This window comes from Pseudomonas sp. NFACC43 (assembly GCF_900119645.1).
Taxonomy (GTDB): domain Bacteria; phylum Pseudomonadota; class Gammaproteobacteria; order Pseudomonadales; family Pseudomonadaceae; genus Aquipseudomonas.
Genome location: NZ_FPKK01000021.1, coordinates 58,150 through 76,739, shown reverse-complemented (window position 1 = coordinate 76,739; position 18,590 = coordinate 58,150). Strand labels below are relative to the sequence as shown.

Annotated in this window: 14 protein-coding genes; 10 read left to right on the top strand and 4 right to left on the bottom strand. The window is 62.4% G+C overall.

The genetic code is table 11. From position 1 onward, the window contains the following. Positions 1-55: 55 nt before the first annotated feature. From BT179_RS24995 to gap, 4 genes are all read right to left on the bottom strand, one after another. Positions 56-2,650 (bottom strand): TonB-dependent receptor, encoded by a 2,595-nt coding sequence (locus BT179_RS24995; protein WP_072432134.1) that lies wholly within the window; start codon positions 2,648-2,650, stop codon positions 56-58. 119 nt (positions 2,651-2,769) lie between these two features. After that, positions 2,770-3,732, bottom strand: coding sequence for a FecR family protein (locus BT179_RS24990; RefSeq protein WP_072432135.1), 963 nt, complete (start codon positions 3,730-3,732; stop codon positions 2,770-2,772). Between the two features lie 119 nt (positions 3,733-3,851). Beyond that, positions 3,852-4,370 (bottom strand): RNA polymerase sigma factor, encoded by a 519-nt coding sequence (locus tag BT179_RS24985; protein WP_072432136.1) that lies wholly within the window; start codon positions 4,368-4,370, stop codon positions 3,852-3,854. Positions 4,371-4,604: 234 nt separating this feature from the next. After that, positions 4,605-5,606 (bottom strand): type I glyceraldehyde-3-phosphate dehydrogenase, encoded by a 1,002-nt coding sequence (gene gap, locus BT179_RS24980; RefSeq protein ID WP_072398885.1) that lies wholly within the window; start codon positions 5,604-5,606, stop codon positions 4,605-4,607. 219 nt (positions 5,607-5,825) lie between these two features. On the opposite strand from gap, the gene edd reads away from it, so the two are divergent. The 10 genes from edd (at position 5,826) to BT179_RS24930 (ending at position 18,562) form a co-directional block, all read left to right on the top strand. After that, entirely contained in the window at positions 5,826-7,652 is a 1,827-nt protein-coding gene (gene edd, locus BT179_RS24975) for a phosphogluconate dehydratase (RefSeq protein ID WP_072398884.1), read from the top strand. Continuing rightward, a complete protein-coding gene (locus BT179_RS24970; protein ID WP_072398883.1) occupies positions 7,649-8,608 on the top strand; it encodes a glucokinase in 960 nt (319 codons plus the stop codon). The genes edd and BT179_RS24970 overlap by 4 nt, the downstream gene beginning before the upstream one ends. A 172-nt stretch (positions 8,609-8,780) precedes the next feature. Beyond that, positions 8,781-9,512: a response regulator gene (locus BT179_RS24965; protein WP_072398882.1), complete on the top strand. Its 732-nt coding sequence runs from the start codon at positions 8,781-8,783 to the stop codon at positions 9,510-9,512. Next, the gene (locus tag BT179_RS24960) at positions 9,502-10,971 is read left to right on the top strand and encodes an ATP-binding protein (RefSeq protein ID WP_072398881.1); all 1,470 of its coding nucleotides are present in this window, start codon (positions 9,502-9,504) and stop codon (positions 10,969-10,971) included. The genes BT179_RS24965 and BT179_RS24960 overlap by 11 nt, the downstream gene beginning before the upstream one ends. Positions 10,972-11,200: 229 nt before the next feature. Then, positions 11,201-12,460, top strand: a complete 1,260-nt coding sequence (locus BT179_RS24955; protein ID WP_072398880.1) for a D-mannose isomerase — start codon at positions 11,201-11,203, stop codon at positions 12,458-12,460. A 116-nt stretch (positions 12,461-12,576) separates the two neighbouring features. Continuing rightward, positions 12,577-13,878, top strand: coding sequence for an ABC transporter substrate-binding protein (locus tag BT179_RS24950; RefSeq protein WP_072398879.1), 1,302 nt, complete (start codon positions 12,577-12,579; stop codon positions 13,876-13,878). A 236-nt stretch (positions 13,879-14,114) separates the two neighbouring features. Continuing rightward, on the top strand, positions 14,115-15,023 hold the full coding sequence (locus tag BT179_RS24945; protein WP_072398878.1) for a carbohydrate ABC transporter permease: 909 nt from the start codon (positions 14,115-14,117) through the stop codon (positions 15,021-15,023). After that, a complete protein-coding gene (locus BT179_RS24940) occupies positions 15,016-15,861 on the top strand; it encodes a carbohydrate ABC transporter permease (RefSeq protein ID WP_072398877.1) in 846 nt (281 codons plus the stop codon). Before BT179_RS24945 ends, BT179_RS24940 begins: the two co-directional genes overlap by 8 nt. A gap of 2 nt (positions 15,862-15,863) precedes the next feature. Then, complete coding sequence (locus BT179_RS24935) at positions 15,864-17,024, top strand: ABC transporter ATP-binding protein (RefSeq protein WP_072432137.1); 1,161 nt, start codon at positions 15,864-15,866, stop codon at positions 17,022-17,024. 191 nt (positions 17,025-17,215) lie between these two features. Continuing rightward, positions 17,216-18,562 (top strand): carbohydrate porin, encoded by a 1,347-nt coding sequence (locus BT179_RS24930; protein ID WP_072398875.1) that lies wholly within the window; start codon positions 17,216-17,218, stop codon positions 18,560-18,562. Positions 18,563-18,590: the final 28 nt, after the last annotated feature.

Below are 18,590 nucleotides of genomic sequence, written 5' to 3'. Positions count from 1 at the left end.
GCGCGCCCAGCGGCGATCAATCCCCTCGCCACGGGAGCTGTGTTGCCTGGGATCGTCAGATGTCCCAGATCAGGTTCACTGCGAAATTGCGTCCGGGCGCGGTCAGGCGATCGAGGTTGGCGGGGCTCAGCACCGCGGCCTCGCCGACGCTGTCGTAGCCGCGCACGTCATCCCACAGCCAGTACTTCTTGTCGGTAAGGTTGTAGAGCCCGCCACTGACGGTGACGTCGTCGGTCACTTTGTAGAACCCGGTCAGGTCGAGGATGCCGAAGCCTGGGGTCTTGAACTGGCTGCTGACGCCATCGGGGGAGTTGAAGTTGCTGTCGTCGACGCGGTTCTTCTTCCGGACCAGGGTCCAGCTGAGCAGGGTGCCGTAACCGTCCTGGTCATAACCAAGGCCGAACACCCCGGTCAGTGGGTTGACGCTGTTGATCGGCTGGCCGGTATCGTCGTTGCGACCATAGGCATAGGCCACCGAGCCCTGGGTATACAGGCCCTGCGGCGCGCCGAACACGTCCAGGTCCAGGCGCCCCTTGACCTCGGCGCCCTTGATGGTGGCGTGCTTGATGTTATTGCTCTGGAAGGTCAGCTGGTCCGCCCCGGGCGTGATCGCGTCTTCGTTGATGAAATCGCGATACTTGTTGTAGAACACTGCCACATCGAAGGAGCCGGCATCGAAACGCCCCCGCAGGCCGGTCTCGTAGCTCTTGCTTTTTTCCGGTTCCAGGTCGGGGTTGGGTTCCACGCTATAGCCGGCACCGGGGTTGTCGAAGCGCCCGTACAGGGCCTTGGCGGTCGGGGTGCGGAACCCTTCGGCGTACTGGCCGTACCAGGTGTACTGATCGGTGAACGCGTAGGTCAGGCCGAACTTGGGCGAAACGCGATGCCAGGTCTTGTTGCTGTCACTGACTTCGCCGCCGCTGGTGGGGTCGACGGTGTTGAGGAATTCCTCGGTGAGGTGCGGCTTGAGCCGGGTGTGGTCGTAGCGCAGGCCCGGGGTGAAGGTCCACTTTTCCCAGCTGATCTGGTCCTGGGCGAACAGACTGTAGGTATTGATGGTCGGGTCCGGGAAATCGCTGGCTTTTGCCAGCACGTCGCGGGTACTGATGGCACCGACGGTCGGGCAGCCCACGCCGACCGCCAGGCAGACGCCATTGCCGCTGCGCGAACCGGTCACCTTCTGCTGCTTGAGGGTGGTGCCGTAGGTCAGCGCGTGGTCGGTCTCGGCGATGCTGAAGGCTTTTTCCAGCTGCGCGTCGAATACCCACTGTTTTTCTTCATAGAGGGTATCCCGGGTGCGTAGCACCTGGCGGGTGATGGGGAAATAGAACTCGGCGGTGCTCTGGTCGGTCTTGGCGACCTGGTGGTTCAGGCTCCACTTCACGCGGTCGGCCAGCAGGCTGTCGAGGGCGAAGCTGTGTTCCAGGCCGAAGCGCTCGCGACTGATGGTGTCGTTGCCGGTGCGCCACTGGTACATGCCACCGGGCAGCACGGCGGGAGGAATGGCCGGCTGGCCGTTGGCATACGGGCCGCCATAGGCGCTTTTCAGATCGCTGTCGCGGTCATCCTTGTACTTCTCGTAGACCAGCCCCAGGCGCGCATCATCGTCATAGTTCCAGCCCAGCTTGGCCAGGACGTTGTGGGTGCGTACATCCTCCGGGTTGGCCGCGGTGCGGTCCAGGCCGGTGCCATTGTGGCTGCCATAGGATTCGGTTTCGTGGCCGTCGCGCTGGCTGTAGTGCAGCAGGCCATCGAATGCGCCGCTGCGGCCGGCGACGGTGGCGGACTTGAGCCAGCTCTCGTCGGCGGAGCTGTAGCCGGTTTTCAGCCGGGCGCCGACGTCGCTGCCGGGCTTGATGATGTCGTCCGGGTCCAGGGTGAAGTAACTGACGGCACCGCCGATGGCATTGCTGCCGTACAGCACCGAGGCCGGGCCGCGCAGGATCTCCACGCGCTTGACGATTTCCGGGTCGACATAGTTGCGCTGGGTCTTGGCATAGGGGCCGTTGAAGAAACTGTCGGGTATTTCCACACCATCGACCTGGGTCAGGATCCGGTTGCCGTCGATGCCGCGGATGTTATAGCCACTGATGCCGCCCCGCTGGCCGGCACCCCCCGCCGAGACACCGGGTTCGTAACGCACCAGGTCCTTGAGGGTGTTGACGTTGTTGCGGTCCAGGGCCTGGCGGTCATGGGCCGTGACGGTGCTGGGCACGCTGGCGATGGCTTGTTCCTGGCGGGTGGCGCTGATAGTCACCTGTTGCAGGTTCAGTACGCTGCCGGCGCTGCTCTTTTCCAGAACCACGTTGTTGCTGCCCAGTTTGCGATAGCTCAGGTTGGTCCCCACCAACAGGCGCTCGAGGGCTTTTTCCGGCGATAGCGAACCGTTCACGCCGGGCGAGGCGACCCCGTCGGCCAGTTCGGCCGGCAGGCCCACCTGCCATCCAGTGACTGCGGTAAAGGCATTCAGGGCAGAGACCAGCGGTTGCTGGGCGATGGCGAAGGTGTAGTCGCCCATGTTGTGAGTCGACGAACGCGTGGCGGTGGCGGCCAGGGCGGCCGGGACGCTGCCGGCCATCAGGATGGCGGCGGTCAGCAATGACAACGTGCGGGTAGGGGCAAGGAACCGGCAAGTAAGGCGAGAGGACATCGATAGCGCTCCGTGTCGCATCTGTTATAGGTGCAGATCGGCATCTGTAGATGCGAATCAATTGCATTGGCTATAACGAGACGAACCAGCTCACGCTATCGAGTAAAAATAATGCTCGTTCAGTTGAGAATGACCAGGGCCGGGAACTCCTGGACCCGCGCCGAGGTGATATGGGCCAGCGAGCGCACCACGTCCAGCGGCTGGTCGAGGCGGTAGTTGCCGGTCACCGCGATGTGGGCCAACTGCTCGTTGCGATTGATGATCCAGCCGGGGTAATAGCGTTGCAGTTCGGCCAGTACCTGGTCCAGCGGTCGATTTTCGAACACCAGTCGGCCCTGGACCCACGCCAGGTCGGTGCTGGCATCGAGCCTTGCCGGGCGATCGAAGCCGTTGGGACCGATGCGAATGCTTTCTCCGGCCGAGAGCCGGACACGCGTGTCGTTGCGGTTGGCCCGCAGGTCCACATCGCCGCGCTGCACCTGGACCTGGGCCACGCCGTCGAGGTAGCGCACGGCGAACGTGGTATCGCTGACACTGGCGGTAACCGGGCCGGCTTCGATTTCCAGCGGCAGGTTGCGATCGCCGGGAACCTCGAAGAACGCTTCGCCCTTGTACAGCCGGGCCATGTGTCGCTGTTCATTGAACGTGCTGGAGAAGGCCGAATCGGTGTTGAGCAGGACCCTGGAGCCGTCCTCCAGTTGCAGGCGCTGGCGCTCGCCGACCACGGTCAGGTGGTCGGCCTGCAAGTGCAGGGGCAAGTCGCTGAAGTTGAACAGGCCCAGGAACAGCACGGCGGCGGTGGCCAGCGGTTTCCAATGGGCACGCAGGCGTGACAGCGCCGTGGCTTTCGGCGCCGCCTGGAGCTGCCGGGCACTTTCCAGTACCTGCGGGCCGTTCCAGATGGTCTGGGCCCTGACGAACGCTTCGCCATGACGCGGGTCGGCCGCCAGCCAGGCCTGGAACTGCCGGGTCTGCTCCTGGCTGGGGTTGTCCAGCAGGATCAGCCAGTCCAGCGCCTGCTCCATGGCATGGGCGGTGTCTGTGGCTGAAGCTGGCCCGGGGGCGCGATGGGTGTCCGTCACGGTGCTTCCTCGGCGGTGTCTATGCACTGCTGTTCGTATCAGGCTTGAGGGCGGCAAGATTAGCAGGGCCGCCGGCCAACGCAATCGGCGGCGGCCTCGAATGGAAAGTTCCTACAGGCTCAGTCGGCGTCGAGACGTTCAGCCACGCCGATACAGATTGCCATGATCAACTTCAGTTCCTTTTGCACCGTACTCGGCGAGACACCCAGGCGCTCGGCGATCTCTTGATAAGCGTGACCTTGCAGGCGGCTGAGCATGAAGATCTGTTGTTGGCGTGGGCTCAAGGCCTGCAGGCTGACGTTGAGGCGTTCGAGCATGCGTCCGGCATGGGCGGCGTCTTCGGCGCTGCTCTGGGGGGCCACCACATTGTTCACGACGTCCACCGGGACGTCCTCCAGCAATGTCCGCGACTGGATACGCCGGGCGCGCAGATGATCCAGTGCCAGGTTGCGCGCGGTCTGGAAGACGAAGGGTTCAAGATGATCGACCGTACGCTCGTTCAGGGCACGGGTCACGCGCAGGTACGTTTCCTGAAGCAGGTCTTCGGCAGTGCTGGGGTTGTTGACCATACGTTCAAGGGTGCGCAGCAGCGGTGTACGCTGGGCGAGGAAGACGTGGTGAAAGCGCGATTGACTCACGGCAGGGCTCGATCCGATTTGAGTAGATGATAATGATTATTATCTACTTGACAGGTCAAGCCTTGATTTCGTGACCCTCCCGATCCCATGCCCCCGTCCCCTGCGGGAGCGAGCTGCGCGCGATGCCGTTCGGCCAAGTCGCATCATTGTCGATTGACCCTGACCCATCGCTATCGCGCGCAAGCTCGTCTCTACAAGCTCGCCGCTACACAAAAGCTGGACTGAGCGTGTGGATCACTCCGCGTTGCACAGCGCCAGGCAGTTATCCAGCATGCGGTTGGAGAAGCCCCACTCGTTGTCATACCAGGCCAGTACCTTGAGCAGCTTGCCGCTGACCTTGGTGTGGTTGGCGTCGAAGATCGACGACAGCGGGTTGTGGTTGAAGTCACTGGAAACCAGGGGCAGGGTGTTATAGCCCAGGATCTTCGAATGCTGGCTGGCCTGGCGCAGCAGCGCATTGACTTCGTCGGCCGAGGTCTCGCGCTTGAGCTGCACGGTCAGGTCCACCAGGGAAACGTTGATCACCGGCACGCGCACGGCCATGCCGGTCAGCTTGCCCGCCAGTTCCGGCAGCACCAGGCCCACCGCCTCGGCGGCGCCGGTCTTGCTCGGGATCATGTTCTGGGTGGCGGAACGGGCGCGATACGGGTCGCTGTGGTAGACGTCCGTCAGGTTCTGGTCGTTGGTGTAGGCATGGATGGTGGTCATCAGGCCGCTTTCGATGCCCAGCTCGCGGTGCAGCACCTGGGCCACCGGGGCCAGGCAGTTGGTGGTGCAAGAGGCGTTGGAAATGACCTGGTGGGACTGGCGCAGAATGTCGTGGTTCACGCCATACACCACGGTGGCGTCGGCCCCCTTGGCCGGAGCCGAGATGATCACCTTGCGGGCGCCGGCGCTGATATGCGCGGCGGCCTTGGCGCGGTCGGTGAACAGCCCGGTGCATTCGAAGACCACGTCGATCTTCTCGGCGGCCCAGGGCAGGTCGGCCGGATTGCGGATGGCGCTGACCGAGATGCGGTCGCCATTGACCGTCAGGCTTTCGTGATCGTGCTGGACATCGGCATCGAACGTGCCGTGGACGGTGTCGAACTTGAGCAGATGAGCATTGATCGCACTGTCACCCAGGTCGTTGATGGCGACGATCTGCAAGTCGCGACGATAGCCTTGGGTATAAAGTGCACGGAGGACGTTGCGGCCGATGCGGCCAAAACCATTGATTGCGATTCGAAGAGTCATTAACTGCGCCGCCGTCGATTTGTTGTTGGAATTACAAGATTATTCGCATAAAAATAGAAAACAAGCCTTTTTGATGGCAATATTTTGTTTTATCTACAACGAGTGACCTGCATCAACTGGTCCGAATGGTCGACAAGCCGCCTGCCGCCCCCTGTGGGCGGGGCTTTTGACCAGCATAGACAATCAGGTCGCCATACCCGTTAGCCTGGAGTTCTACACATGCATCCCCGCGTACTTGAGGTCACCGAACGGCTTATCGCCCGCAGCCGCGCCACGCGTCAGGCTTACCTTGCACTGATTCGCGGCGCCGCCAGCGACGGGCCGATGCGCGGTAAATTGCAGTGCGCCAATTTCGCCCACGGCGTCGCCGGTTGCGGCAGCGAAGACAAGCACCACCTGCGGATGATGAACGCCGCCAACATCGCCATCGTGTCTTCCTATAACGACATGCTGTCGGCCCACCAGCCTTACGAAACCTTTCCGGAACAGATCAAGAAAGCCCTGCGCGAAATCGGCTCGGTCGGCCAGTTCGCCGGCGGTACTCCCGCCATGTGCGATGGCGTGACCCAGGGCGAGGCGGGGATGGAGCTGAGCCTGCCGAGCCGCGAAGTGATCGCCCTGTCCACGGCCGTGGCGCTGTCCCACAACATGTTCGACGGCGCGCTGATGCTCGGCATCTGCGACAAGATCGTCCCGGGCCTGATGATGGGCGCGTTGCGCTTCGGTCACTTGCCGACGATCTTCGTGCCCGGCGGGCCGATGGTCTCGGGCATTTCCAACAAGGAAAAGGCTGACGTTCGCCAGCGCTACGCCGAGGGCAAGGCCACTCGCGAAGAGCTGCTGGAATCGGAGATGAAGTCCTACCACAGCCCCGGTACCTGCACCTTCTACGGCACCGCCAACACCAACCAGTTGCTCATGGAAGTGATGGGCCTGCACCTGCCGGGCGCTTCGTTCGTCAACCCGAACACCCCGCTGCGCGATGCCCTGACCCGCGAGGCGGCCTACCAGGTGACGCGCCTGACCAAGCAGAGCGGCAACTTCATGCCCATCGGCGAAATCGTCGACGAGCGGGCGCTGGTCAACTCCATCGTCGCGCTGCACGCCACTGGCGGCTCCACCAACCACACGCTGCACATGCCGGCCATCGCCATGGCGGCCGGGATCCAGTTGACCTGGCAGGACATGGCCGACCTCTCCGAGGTGGTGCCGACCCTCAGCCACGTCTACCCGAACGGCAAGGCCGACATCAACCACTTCCAGGCGGCGGGTGGCATGTCCTTCCTGATTCGCGAACTGCTGGAAGCCGGTCTGCTGCATGAGGACGTCAACACCGTGCTCGGCCATGGCCTGAGCCGCTATACCCAGGAGCCGTTCCTCGAAGACGGCGAGCTGGTATGGCGCGACGGCCCGACCGAAAGCCTCGACGAAAACATCCTGCGCCCGGTGGCCCGGGCATTCTCTGCCGAGGGTGGCCTGCGAGTCATGGAGGGCAATCTGGGGCGCGGAGTGATGAAGGTCTCGGCCGTGGCCCTGGAAAACCAGATCGTCGAAGCGCCGGCCATGGTGTTCCAGGATCAGCAGGACCTGGCCGATGCGTTCAAGGCCGGTCTGCTGGAGAAGGATTTCGTCGCAGTCATGCGCTTCCAGGGGCCTCGCTCCAATGGCATGCCGGAGCTGCACAAGATGACGCCGTTCCTCGGCGTGCTGCAGGATCGCGGCTTCAAGGTGGCGTTGGTGACGGACGGTCGCATGTCCGGCGCGTCGGGGAAAATCCCGGCGGCGATTCATGTCAGCCCCGAAGCTTATGTCGGTGGTCCGTTGGCCCGGGTGCAGGAGGGCGATATCATCCGCGTGGACGGCGTCAAAGGCACCTTGGAACTGAAGGTGGACGCCGAGGAATTCGCCGCGCGCGAACCGGCCAAGGGCCTGTTGGGCAACAACATCGGTACCGGTCGCGAGCTGTTCGGCTTCATGCGCATGGCCTTCAGCTCGGCAGAGCAGGGCGCCAGCGCCTTCACTTCTGCCCTGGAGACGCTTAATTGAAACTGGCTTTGGTCGGTGACATCGGTGGGACCAACGCACGTTTCGCGTTGTGGAAGAACCACAACCTGGAGAATATCCAGGTGCTGGCGACGGCGGACTACGCCTGCCCCGAAGATGCCATCAAGGTTTACCTGAGCGGCATGGGCATGGAGCCGGGCGCCATTGGCTCGGTGTGCCTGTCCGTGGCGGGACCGGTGAGCGGCGATGAGTTTCGCTTCACCAACAACCATTGGCGCTTGAGCAATCTGGCGTTCTGCCGGACCTTGCAGGTGGAGCAACTGCTGCTGGTCAACGACTTTTCGGCCATGGCCCTGGGCATGACCTGCCTGCGTCCCGGCGAATATCGGGTCGTCTGCCAGGGCACTCCCGAGCCGATGCGTCCGGCGGTGGTGATCGGGCCGGGCACCGGGCTGGGTGTCGGTACGCTGCTGAACCTGGGCGAGGGGCGCTTCGCGGCCTTGCCGGGTGAGGGCGGTCATGTCGACCTGCCGATGAGCAGTCCGCGGGAAACCCAGCTGTGGCAACACATCTACAACGAGATCGGCCACGTCAGCGCCGAGACCGCCCTGAGTGGCAGTGGCTTGCCCAGGGTGTACCGGGCGATCTGCGCGGTGGATGGCCACGTGCCGGTACTCGACACCCCGGAATCCATCACCGCCGCCGGCCTGGCCGGCGACCCCATCGCCCTGGAAGTGCTCGAGCAGTTCTGTCGCTGGTTGGGGCGCGTGGCGGGTAACAATGTGTTGACGGTGGGAGGGCGAGGCGGTGTCTATATCGTCGGTGGCGTGGTCCCGCGGTTTGCCGATTTTTTCATCGAGAGCGGTTTCGCCCGTTGTTTCGCCGACAAGGGCTGCATGAGCGATTACTTCAAGGGTATCCCGGTCTGGCTGGTGACGGCGCCGTATCCCGGGCTCATGGGCGCGGGTGTGGCGTTGGAGCAATCTGCCCAAGCTTGAAGTTCGAACCGCGAACCTTGTGGGAGCGAGCTTGCTCGCGATAGCGGTGTAACAGTCAAATCAAGGATGACTGACACTCCGTTATCGCGAGCAAGCTCGCTCCCGCAGTGTGTCTGTAGTCCTCATCCATCAGGCATAATCCGCCCCAATCCAAACAACAAGGACGAGGCCCGTGAGTTCAGTGAACAAATCGATTTTGTTGGTCGACGACGACCAGGAGATTCGCGAGCTGCTGGACACCTACCTCAGTCGTGCGGGTTTTCAGGTGCGCACCACCCCGGATGGCGCCGGGTTTCGCCAGGCGTTCAACGAAGCGCCGAGCGACCTGGTGATCCTCGATGTGATGCTGCCCGACGAGGACGGCTTCAGCCTGTGTCGTTGGGTTCGCCAGCACCCGCGCCAGGCGCACGTGCCGATCATCATGCTGACCGCCAGCTCCGACGAAGCCGACCGGGTCATCGGCCTGGAACTGGGGGCCGACGACTACCTGGGCAAGCCCTTCAGCCCCCGGGAACTCCAGGCCCGCATCAAGGCCCTGCTGCGCCGGGCCCAGTTCGGCCAGGAACGCTCCGGCGGCGAAGTGCTGGCCTTCGACGAGTGGCGGCTGGATATGATCAGCCACCGCCTGTTTCACGCCGATGGCGAAGAAGTCATCCTGTCCGGCGCCGACTTCGCCCTGCTCAAGCTGTTCCTCGATCATCCCCAGGAAATCCTCGACCGCGACACCATCGGCAACGCCACCCGTGGCCGAGAATTGATGCCCCTGGACCGGATCGTCGACATGGCGGTCAGTCGCCTGCGCCAACGCTTGCGCGATACGGAAAAACCGCCGCGGCTGATCCGTACGGTGCGCGGCAGCGGCTATCAGTTGGCGGCCAATGTGGTTGCCTGCAATGGGCACTGACTGGATCAGGAAGATCGCCCAGCGGGTGCCGGTGCCACGTTCGTTGCTGGGACGGATGTTGCTGCTCACGCTGTTGGTGGTGTTGTTCGCCCAGACCTTGTCCAGCCTGATCTGGGTATCGCAACTGCGTGCCACCCAGCTCGAGGGCCTGGTGACCAGTGCCCGCAGCCTCGCCCATTCAATGACCGCCAGTGTCAGCTACCTGCGTTCGCTGCCGGTGGCCTATCGGCCGCTGGTGCTGGATCAACTGCGCAGCATGGGCGGCACGCGGTTCGTCGTGACCCTCAACGACAAGCCCCTGGGCATGGATGTGCTCCCGAACACGCCGCGTAAACTGGCGGTGCTCAAGGCGGTGGATGAGGTATTGCGCCGCTCCCTGGGCAATAACGCCGACATCTCCGTCAAGTTTGTCAGCCCCGAGGACCTGCGGATCTTCAACGGCGGCCTCAAGCTCGATGAGTTGCCCCGTTCATGGGCTCATTACGCCCTGACCCTGGAGCCGGTGAACCCGCCTGTCCTGGTCACGCAGATCCAGATGGCGCCGGGCGAATGGTTGTACATCGCCTCGCTGCTGCCCGAACCCTATACCAGTCTCGAAGAGCAGGACCTGCCCAAGCAGCAGGTCGGCTTCATCGTGCTGACCAGCTCCCTGCTGTTGCTGTTCATCGGTTTGCTGGTGCATTGGCAGAGCCGGCCGCTCAAGCGTCTGGCCCGGGCGGCGCGGGACATGTCGCTGGGCGCCGAGGTGGAGCCCGTGGCCGAGGGTGGGGGCAGCGAAGTGGTGGAAGTGGGGCGGGCCTTCAATGCGATGCGCGAACGGATCAGCCGCTACCTGACCGAGCGCAGCCAGTTGTTCAGCGCGATTTCCCATGACCTGCGCACGCCCATTACCCGCTTGCGGCTGCGGGTCGAGCTGTTGGAAGACGAGAACCTGCAGGCCAAGTTCGGCCGCGACCTGGACGAGCTGGAACTGCTGGTCAAAGGCGCCCTGCAATGCGTCAAGGACACGGATATCCACGAGAACATCGAGCCGGTGGACCTCAACCATGTGCTCGACTGCCTGGTGGAGCCTTACCTGGCACCCAACGGCAATGGTCGCGTCACCCAGGATGGCCGGGCACTGGCGCCTTATCCGGGCAAGCCGCTGGCCCTCAAGCGCTGCATCGGCAACCTGATCGACAATGCCTTGAAATACGGGCAGAACGCTCATTTGCATATCGATGACGACGAAACCGCGTTCATCCTGCACGTCGACGACGAAGGCCCGGGTGTGCCGGAGCAGCGCCTTGAGCAAGTCTTCGAGCCGCATTTCCGCCTGGCCGGACAGCAGCAGGGCTACGGCCTGGGCCTGGGCATCGCCCGCAACATCGCCCATAGCCATGGCGGCGAAGTCAGCCTGCAGAACCTGCGCGAAGGCGGGTTGCGGGTGACCTTGCAGTTGCCTCGCAGTGTGGATTGATCGGGCCGCGTAATCGTTACATCGCAAGCGAGCTCGCTCCCATACTGGGTCTTCGGTGTTCACAAAACCCCTGTGGGAGCGAGCTTGCTCGCGATGGCGCCAGTCGTCTCGATCCATCTCTCCCGGTCAAATGTCACAAGTCGGTGACATAACTCGTCCCTTTCGTTACCTGGCCCATCCCCTCCCTTGTTTAGACTCCCTGCGTTAAAACAACAAAAAAGGTACTGCGATGGACACCTTCCACCCGGCCTTCAGCAGTTGGCTGAATGCTCCTGCCCACCAGCAATGGCTTGCCGCCGAAGGCTTGCGGCTGCTGGCGTTCGCCAGGGCCTCGAAGTTGCCGGACGGCTTCGGCAATCTCGACGAGCTAGGCAGCCTGCCGGCTGACGCGCGGGCCGAAACCATGAACACCGCTCGCATGACCCATAGCTTCGCCATGGCACATATCCAGGGCCTGCCCGGTTTCGCCGAACTGGTGGACCATGGGATCCAGGCTCTCAGCGGCCCGCTGCGCGACGCCGAGCACGGCGGTTGGTTCGCGGTGGCCAATCCGGATGACAACGACACGGGCAAAGCCGCCTACCTGCATGCCTTCGTTGCCCTGGCCGCCAGTTCCGCTGCAGTAGCCCAGCGCCCCGGTGCCGAGGCCTTGCTCAAGGAGGCGGTGCGGGTCATCGACGAACATTTCTGGTGTGAAGAAGAGGGGGCCTTGCGCGAGTCCTTCAACCGCGACTGGCGTGAAGAGGAAGCCTATCGCGGCGCCAACAGCAACATGCACGCCACGGAGGCTTTCCTGGCCCTGGCCGATGCCACGGACGACCCGCGCTGGCTGGCCCGCGCGCTGCGGATCGTCGAACGCGTCATCCACGGCCATGCGGCCGCCAACGATTACATGGTCGTGGAGCATTTCGATCGCGACTGGCAACCGCTGCGCGAATACAACCACGACAATCCCGCCGACGGTTTCCGCCCCTATGGCACTACTCCCGGCCATGGTTTCGAATGGGCGCGCCTGCTGCTGCACCTCGAGGCCGCGCGTGTACGGATCGGCATGCTGACGCCGGGCTGGCTGGTCCAGGATGCGCAAAGACTCTTCGAGCACAATTGCCGTCATGGTTGGGATGTCGATGGTGCCCCCGGCATCGTCTACACCCTGGACTGGGACAACCGCGCCGTGGTCCGTCATCGCCTGCACTGGGTGCATGCCGAAGCGGCAGCGGCGGCCAGCGCCTTGCTCAAGCGCACCGACGAAGCGCAATACGAGACCTGGTACCGACGTTTCTGGGAGTTCTGTGACAAGCATTTCATCGACCGCTGCAACGGCAGCTGGCATCACGAACTCGACCCGCAGAACCGTCCCAGCGCCGACATCTGGCCGGGCAAGCCGGACCTTTATCATGCCTGGCAGGCCGTGCTGATACCGCGCCTGCCGCTGGCACCCAGCATGGCATCGGCCCTGGCGCGGTTGTCCGCGCCGGTGCCTGTGTAACCATGTCGTGACATACGCGCGTCCCTTCGTTACCTGCGAAGGGATTGCCCCTGATTAGAATCCATGCAGCGCAAGCACCAGACTTGCATGCATAACAAAAAGAAAGGTACTTCTAGATGAATGCGATTTCTCGCCTCGCTACTGTCATTTCTCTTGCTTCCCTGCTTCCCGTCGCAGCATTCCCCGTCAGCACCCTGGCCGCCGAATCGAAAGGTTCCGTGGAAGTCGTTCACTGGTGGACGTCGGGTGGTGAAAAAGCCGCGGTCGATGTGCTCAAGGCCCAGGTAGAAAAAGACGGCTTTACCTGGAAGGACGGCGCTGTCGCCGGTGGCGGCGGTTCCACCGCCATGACCGTACTCAAGAGCCGCGCCGTGGCCGGCAACCCTCCGGGCGTAGCCCAGATCAAGGGCCCGGACATCCAGGAATGGGCGACCACCGGCCTGCTCGATACCGATGTCCTGAAGGACGTCGCCAAGCAGGAGAAGTGGGACAGCCTGCTGGACAAGAAAGTCTCCGACACCGTGAAGTACGACGGTGACTACGTCGCCGTGCCGGTGAACATCCACCGCGTCAACTGGCTGTGGATCAACCCGGAAGTCTTCAAGAAAGCCGGCATCACCAAGAACCCGACCACCCTCGAAGAGTTCTACGCCGCCGGTGACAAGCTCAAGGCCGCAGGCTTCATTCCCCTGGCCCACGGCGGCCAGCCTTGGCAGGACAGCACCGTGTTCGAAGCCGTGGTGCTCTCGGTCATGGGAGCCGATGGCTACAAAAAGGCACTGGTCGACCTGGACAACAAGGCGCTGACCGGTCCGGAAATGATCAAGGCACTGACCGAGCTGAAGAAAGTCGCGACCTACATGGACGCCGATGGCAAGGGGCAGGACTGGAACCTGGAAGCGGCCAAGGTCATCAACGGCAAGGCCGGCATGCAGATCATGGGTGACTGGGCCAAGAGCGAATGGACCGCGGCCAAGAAAGTCGCCGGCAAGGACTACGAGTGCGTAGCCTTCCCGGGCACCGACAAGGCCTTCACCTACAACATCGACTCCCTCGCGGTGTTCAAGCAGAAAGACGAAGGCACCGCGGCCGGTCAGCAGGACATCGCCAAGGTCGTCCTGGGTGAAAACTTCCAGAAGGTCTTCAGCATCAACAAGGGTTCGATCCCGGTGCGTAACGACATGCTGGCCGACATGGCCAAGTACGGTTTCGACTCCTGTGCCCAGACCGCCGCCAAGGACTTCCTGGCAGACGCCAAGAATGGCGGCCTGCAGCCAAGCATGGCGCACAACATGGCGACCACGCTGGCGGTACAGGGGGCGTTCTTCGACGTAGTGACCAACTACATCAACGACCCGAAAGCCGACCCGGCCGATGCTGCGAAGAAGCTTGGCGCGGCGGTTCAGTCGGCCAAGTAACTGCGCCGCGGTCCCTTGTGGGAACGGGCCTTTGTGGTGAGAGGATTTAGCGAAACGTTGCACCGCCCCGATGGGTCGCACAGCGGCCTCGAAAAAGTTGCCATGTCGGAGTATTGGAAACACCGCATGCAATGGCTTTGCGGCTGCTTCGCAGCCGATCGGGGATAAATCCCCTCGCCACAGAACTCGCCCCACAAGGAAATGTTTGTAGTCTTTCTCTGTTTTGGATTTTCCCCATGAGTTCTGTTGCTGTGTTCAGCAAGGCCTCGCCGTTCGATGCATTGCAGCGCTGGCTACCGAAACTGGTACTGGCGCCGAGCATGTTCATCGTGCTGGTGGGGTTCTATGGCTACATCTTGTGGACGTTCGTTCTGTCGTTCACCACTTCTACCTTCCTGCCAACCTACAAGTGGGCAGGCCTGGCTCAATACGCACGGCTGTGGGACAACGACCGCTGGTGGGTGGCGAGCAAGAACCTCGCGGTCTTCGGCGGCATGTTCATCGGCATCACCCTGGTGATCGGCGTGTTGCTGGCGGTATTGCTCGACCAGCGCATCCGTCGCGAAGGTTTCATCCGCACCATTTACCTGTACCCGATGGCGCTCTCCATGATCGTCACCGGTACTGCCTGGAAATGGCTGCTCAACCCGGGCATGGGCCTGGACAAACTGCTGCGTGACTGGGGCTGGGAAGGCTTTCGCCTGGACTGGCTGATCGATCCGGATCGCGTGGTCTATTGCCTGGTCATCGCTGCCGTCTGGCAGGCCTCGGGCTTTATCATGGCGATGTTCCTGGCCGGCCTGCGAGGTGTCGATCAGTCGATCATCCGCGCTGCCCAGATCGATGGCGCGAGCATGCCGCGCATCTACTGGAAAGTGGTGCTGCCCAGCCTGCGTCCGGTGTTCTTCAGTGCCGTGATGATCCTGGCGCACATCGCGATCAAGAGTTTCGACCTGGTGGCGGCGATGACGGCCGGTGGTCCGGGTTACTCGTCCGACCTGCCTGCCATGTTCATGTATTCCTTCACCTTCAGTCGTGGCCAGATGGGCATGGGCTCGGCCAGTGCGATCCTGATGCTCGGCGCGATCCTCGCGATCATCGTGCCTTACCTGTATTCCGAGCTGAGGACCAAGCGTCATGACTAGTCTCGCCGCCAAACCTGCCATCAGCTTCAGCCGCATCGCGATCTACGCGGTACTGATCCTGGCCGTGCTGCTTTACCTGGTGCCGCTGGTGGTCATGCTGTTGACCAGCTTCAAGACGCCCGAAGACATCAGCACCGGTAACCTGTTGAGCTGGCCTGCCGAGGTCAGCGGCATCGGCTGGGTCAAGGCCTGGGCCACGGTGAACGGGTATTTCTGGAACTCGATCATGATCACCGTCCCGGCGGTGCTGATCTCCACCGCCATCGGTGCGCTGAACGGCTACGTGCTGTCGATGTGGCGCTTCCGCGGGTCGCAGCTGTTCTTCGGCCTGCTGCTGTTCGGCTGCTTCCTGCCGTTCCAGACCGTGCTGCTGCCGGCCTCGTTCACCCTCGGCAAGATGGGCCTGGCCAGCACCACCACCGGCCTGGTGTTCGTGCACGTGGTGTACGGCCTGGCATTCACCACGCTGTTCTTCCGCAACTACTACGTCAGCATTCCCGATGCGCTGGTGAAGGCGGCGCGCCTGGACGGGGCGGGCTTCTTCACCATCTTCCGGCGGATCATCCTGCCGATGTCGACTCCGATCATCATGGTCTGCCTGATCTGGCAGTTCACGCAGATCTGGAACGACTTCCTGTTCGGCGTGGTGTTCTCCAGCGGCGATTCGCAGCCCATCACGGTGGCGCTGAACAACCTGGTCAACACCAGCACCGGGGCCAAGGAATATAACGTTGATATGGCGGCGGCGATGATCGCCGGGCTGCCGACCCTGCTGGTCTATGTGGTCGCAGGCAAGTATTTCGTGCGCGGGCTGACGGCCGGCGCGGTCAAGGGGTAATCATGGCAACGCTTGAACTTCGCAATGTAAACAAGACTTACGGCGCCGGCCTGCCCGACACCTTGAAGAACATCGAACTGTCCATCAAGGATGGTGAGTTCCTGATTCTCGTAGGGCCTTCGGGTTGCGGCAAGTCGACCTTGATGAACTGCATCGCCGGCCTGGAAACCATCACCGGTGGCGCGATCATGATCGGCGACCAGGACGTCAGCGGCATGAGTCCCAAGGATCGCGACATCGCGATGGTGTTCCAGTCCTACGCGCTGTACCCGACCATGAGCGTGCGGGAGAACATCGAGTTCGGCCTGAAGATCCGCAAGATGCCGCAATCGGCCATCGACGAGGAGGTCTCTCGCGTCGCCAAGTTGCTGCAGATCGAACATCTGCTCAACCGCAAGCCCGGCCAGCTCTCCGGTGGCCAGCAACAGCGGGTGGCCATGGGCCGGGCGCTGGCGCGGCGGCCAAAGATCTACCTGTTCGACGAACCGCTGTCCAACCTCGACGCCAAGCTGCGGGTCGAGATGCGCACCGAAATGAAACTGATGCATCAGCGCCTCAAGACCACCACCGTCTACGTGACCCACGACCAGATCGAGGCCATGACCCTGGGCGACAAAGTGGCGGTGATGAAGGACGGGATCATCCAGCAGTTCGGCACCCCGAAGGACATCTACAACAACCCGGCCAACCTGTTCGTGGCCAGTTTCATCGGTTCGCCACCGATGAACTTCATCCCCCTGCGCCTGCAGCGCAAGGATGGCCGCCTGCTGGCGCTGCTCGACAGCGGCCAGGCCCGGTGCGAGCTGCCGCTGGGGATGCAGGACGTCGGCCTGGAGGATCGGGAAGTGATCCTCGGCCTGCGTCCGGAGCAGATTGCATTGGCCGGCACCGAGCCCAACGGCTTGCCGACCATTCGCGCCGAAGTCCAGGTCACCGAGCCCACCGGCCCGGACACCCTGGTGTTCGTCAACCTCAACGACACCAAGGTCTGCTGCCGCCTGGCACCGGACGTCGCGCCACAGCCGGGGGAAAACCTGACGCTGCAATTCGATCCATCGAAAGTGCTGCTGTTCGATGCCCAGTCCGGCGAACGCCTGGGCGTGGCCGCCCAGCCGCAGGCCGATGCCCGGACCGCCAACGTGGCGCAGTTCAAGGGGCGATGAGGCATCAAGGTGGGAGGGGCTTGTTCGTGAGGGCGGTGGGTCAGTTGCCTGAGCTGTTGAATGGCATGCCGTCATCGTGGGCCGGGCCTTTCCCACAGGGATATGTGGCGGGCGGGAAACCGTCGGCCGCAATTGTTGTAAACCGCGTTAGATAAAAACAGTTAATAACAATAAAGACGAGGAATGTAGGGATGAAAAAGAAGAATAACGCCCAGCTTATCTGCCAGCTATCAGCCGTTGCGGCGATGATGCTGGCCGGTAGCGCCCAGGCTGCCGAGGCGTTCAGCGCCGATTCGAAGTGGATGACGGGTGACTGGGGCGGCGAGCGGACCCGGCTGCTCGAGCAAGGTATCGATATCAAGGCCGATTACGTCGGTGAAATGGGCGCCAATCTCCATGGCGGCTACAACGACGACAAGACCGCGCGCTGGTCGGGCCAGTTTGGCCTGGGCGTGGCGCTGGATCTTGAAAAGCTGGCAGGCTGGGACGACACGGAAGCCAAGATCCAATTCACTCGCCGGGACGGTCGCAACATTTCCAACGACCGTATCGGTGATCCACGTGCCGGTACCCTCAGTTCTTCCCAGGAAGTCTGGGGCCGTGGGCAAACCACCCGTCTGACCCAGTTGTGGATCAAGCAGAAATACTTCGACAGCAAACTGGACGTCAAGGCCGGTTACTACGGCGTGGGTGAAGACTTCAACACCTTCCCCTGCGAGTTCCAGAACCTGGCGTTCTGCGGTTCGCAAGCAGGCAACTGGGCGACCAACATCTGGTACAACTGGCCAATCATGCAGGCGGCCATCCGGTTCAAGTACAACATCACGCCTGAGCTTTATGCACAGATCGGCGCCTACAACCAGAACCCTTCGCAACTGGAAAACAACAACCGCTACAAGCTCAGCGGCAGTGGCACTGAAGGTACGCTGATTCCGGTGGAGTTGGTCTGGACGCCTAAACTCAATAACCTGCCAGGCGAATACCGCGTGGGTTACTACAAGAGCACGGCCAAGGCCGACGATGTGCGCGAGGACGAAAACGGCAACGATGCCGCCACCACCGGTCTCGCCTATCGCAGCCACAGCAGCAAGCACGGCTACTGGCTCGTGGTGCAGCAGCAGCTCACCACCCACAACGGCGATGCTTCCCGCGGCCTGAACATCGCGGCCAACGCGACTTTCCACGACAAGGACACCAACGTCGTCGACAACTACCAGTCGCTGATGTTCGTGTACAAGGGGCCATTCGACGCACGTCCGAAAGATGACGTCGGCATCGGCTTCGCTCGTATCCATGTCAACGATGACGTGAAGAAAAACGCCGAGCTGACCAACGTGGCCAACGGTGTCAGCGACTACGACGATCCGCTGTTCTCGCCGTTGCGCAACACCGAATACAACTATGAAATCAACTACGGCTTCCATGTCACCAACTGGCTGACCGTGCGTCCCAACCTGCAATACGTCACTCACCCGGGCGGTGTCGATGAAGTCGATAACGCGCTGGTGGCCGGCCTGAAAATTCAGTCGGTGTTCTAACGTTGTTGCGATAAGCTCCTCTCTATGT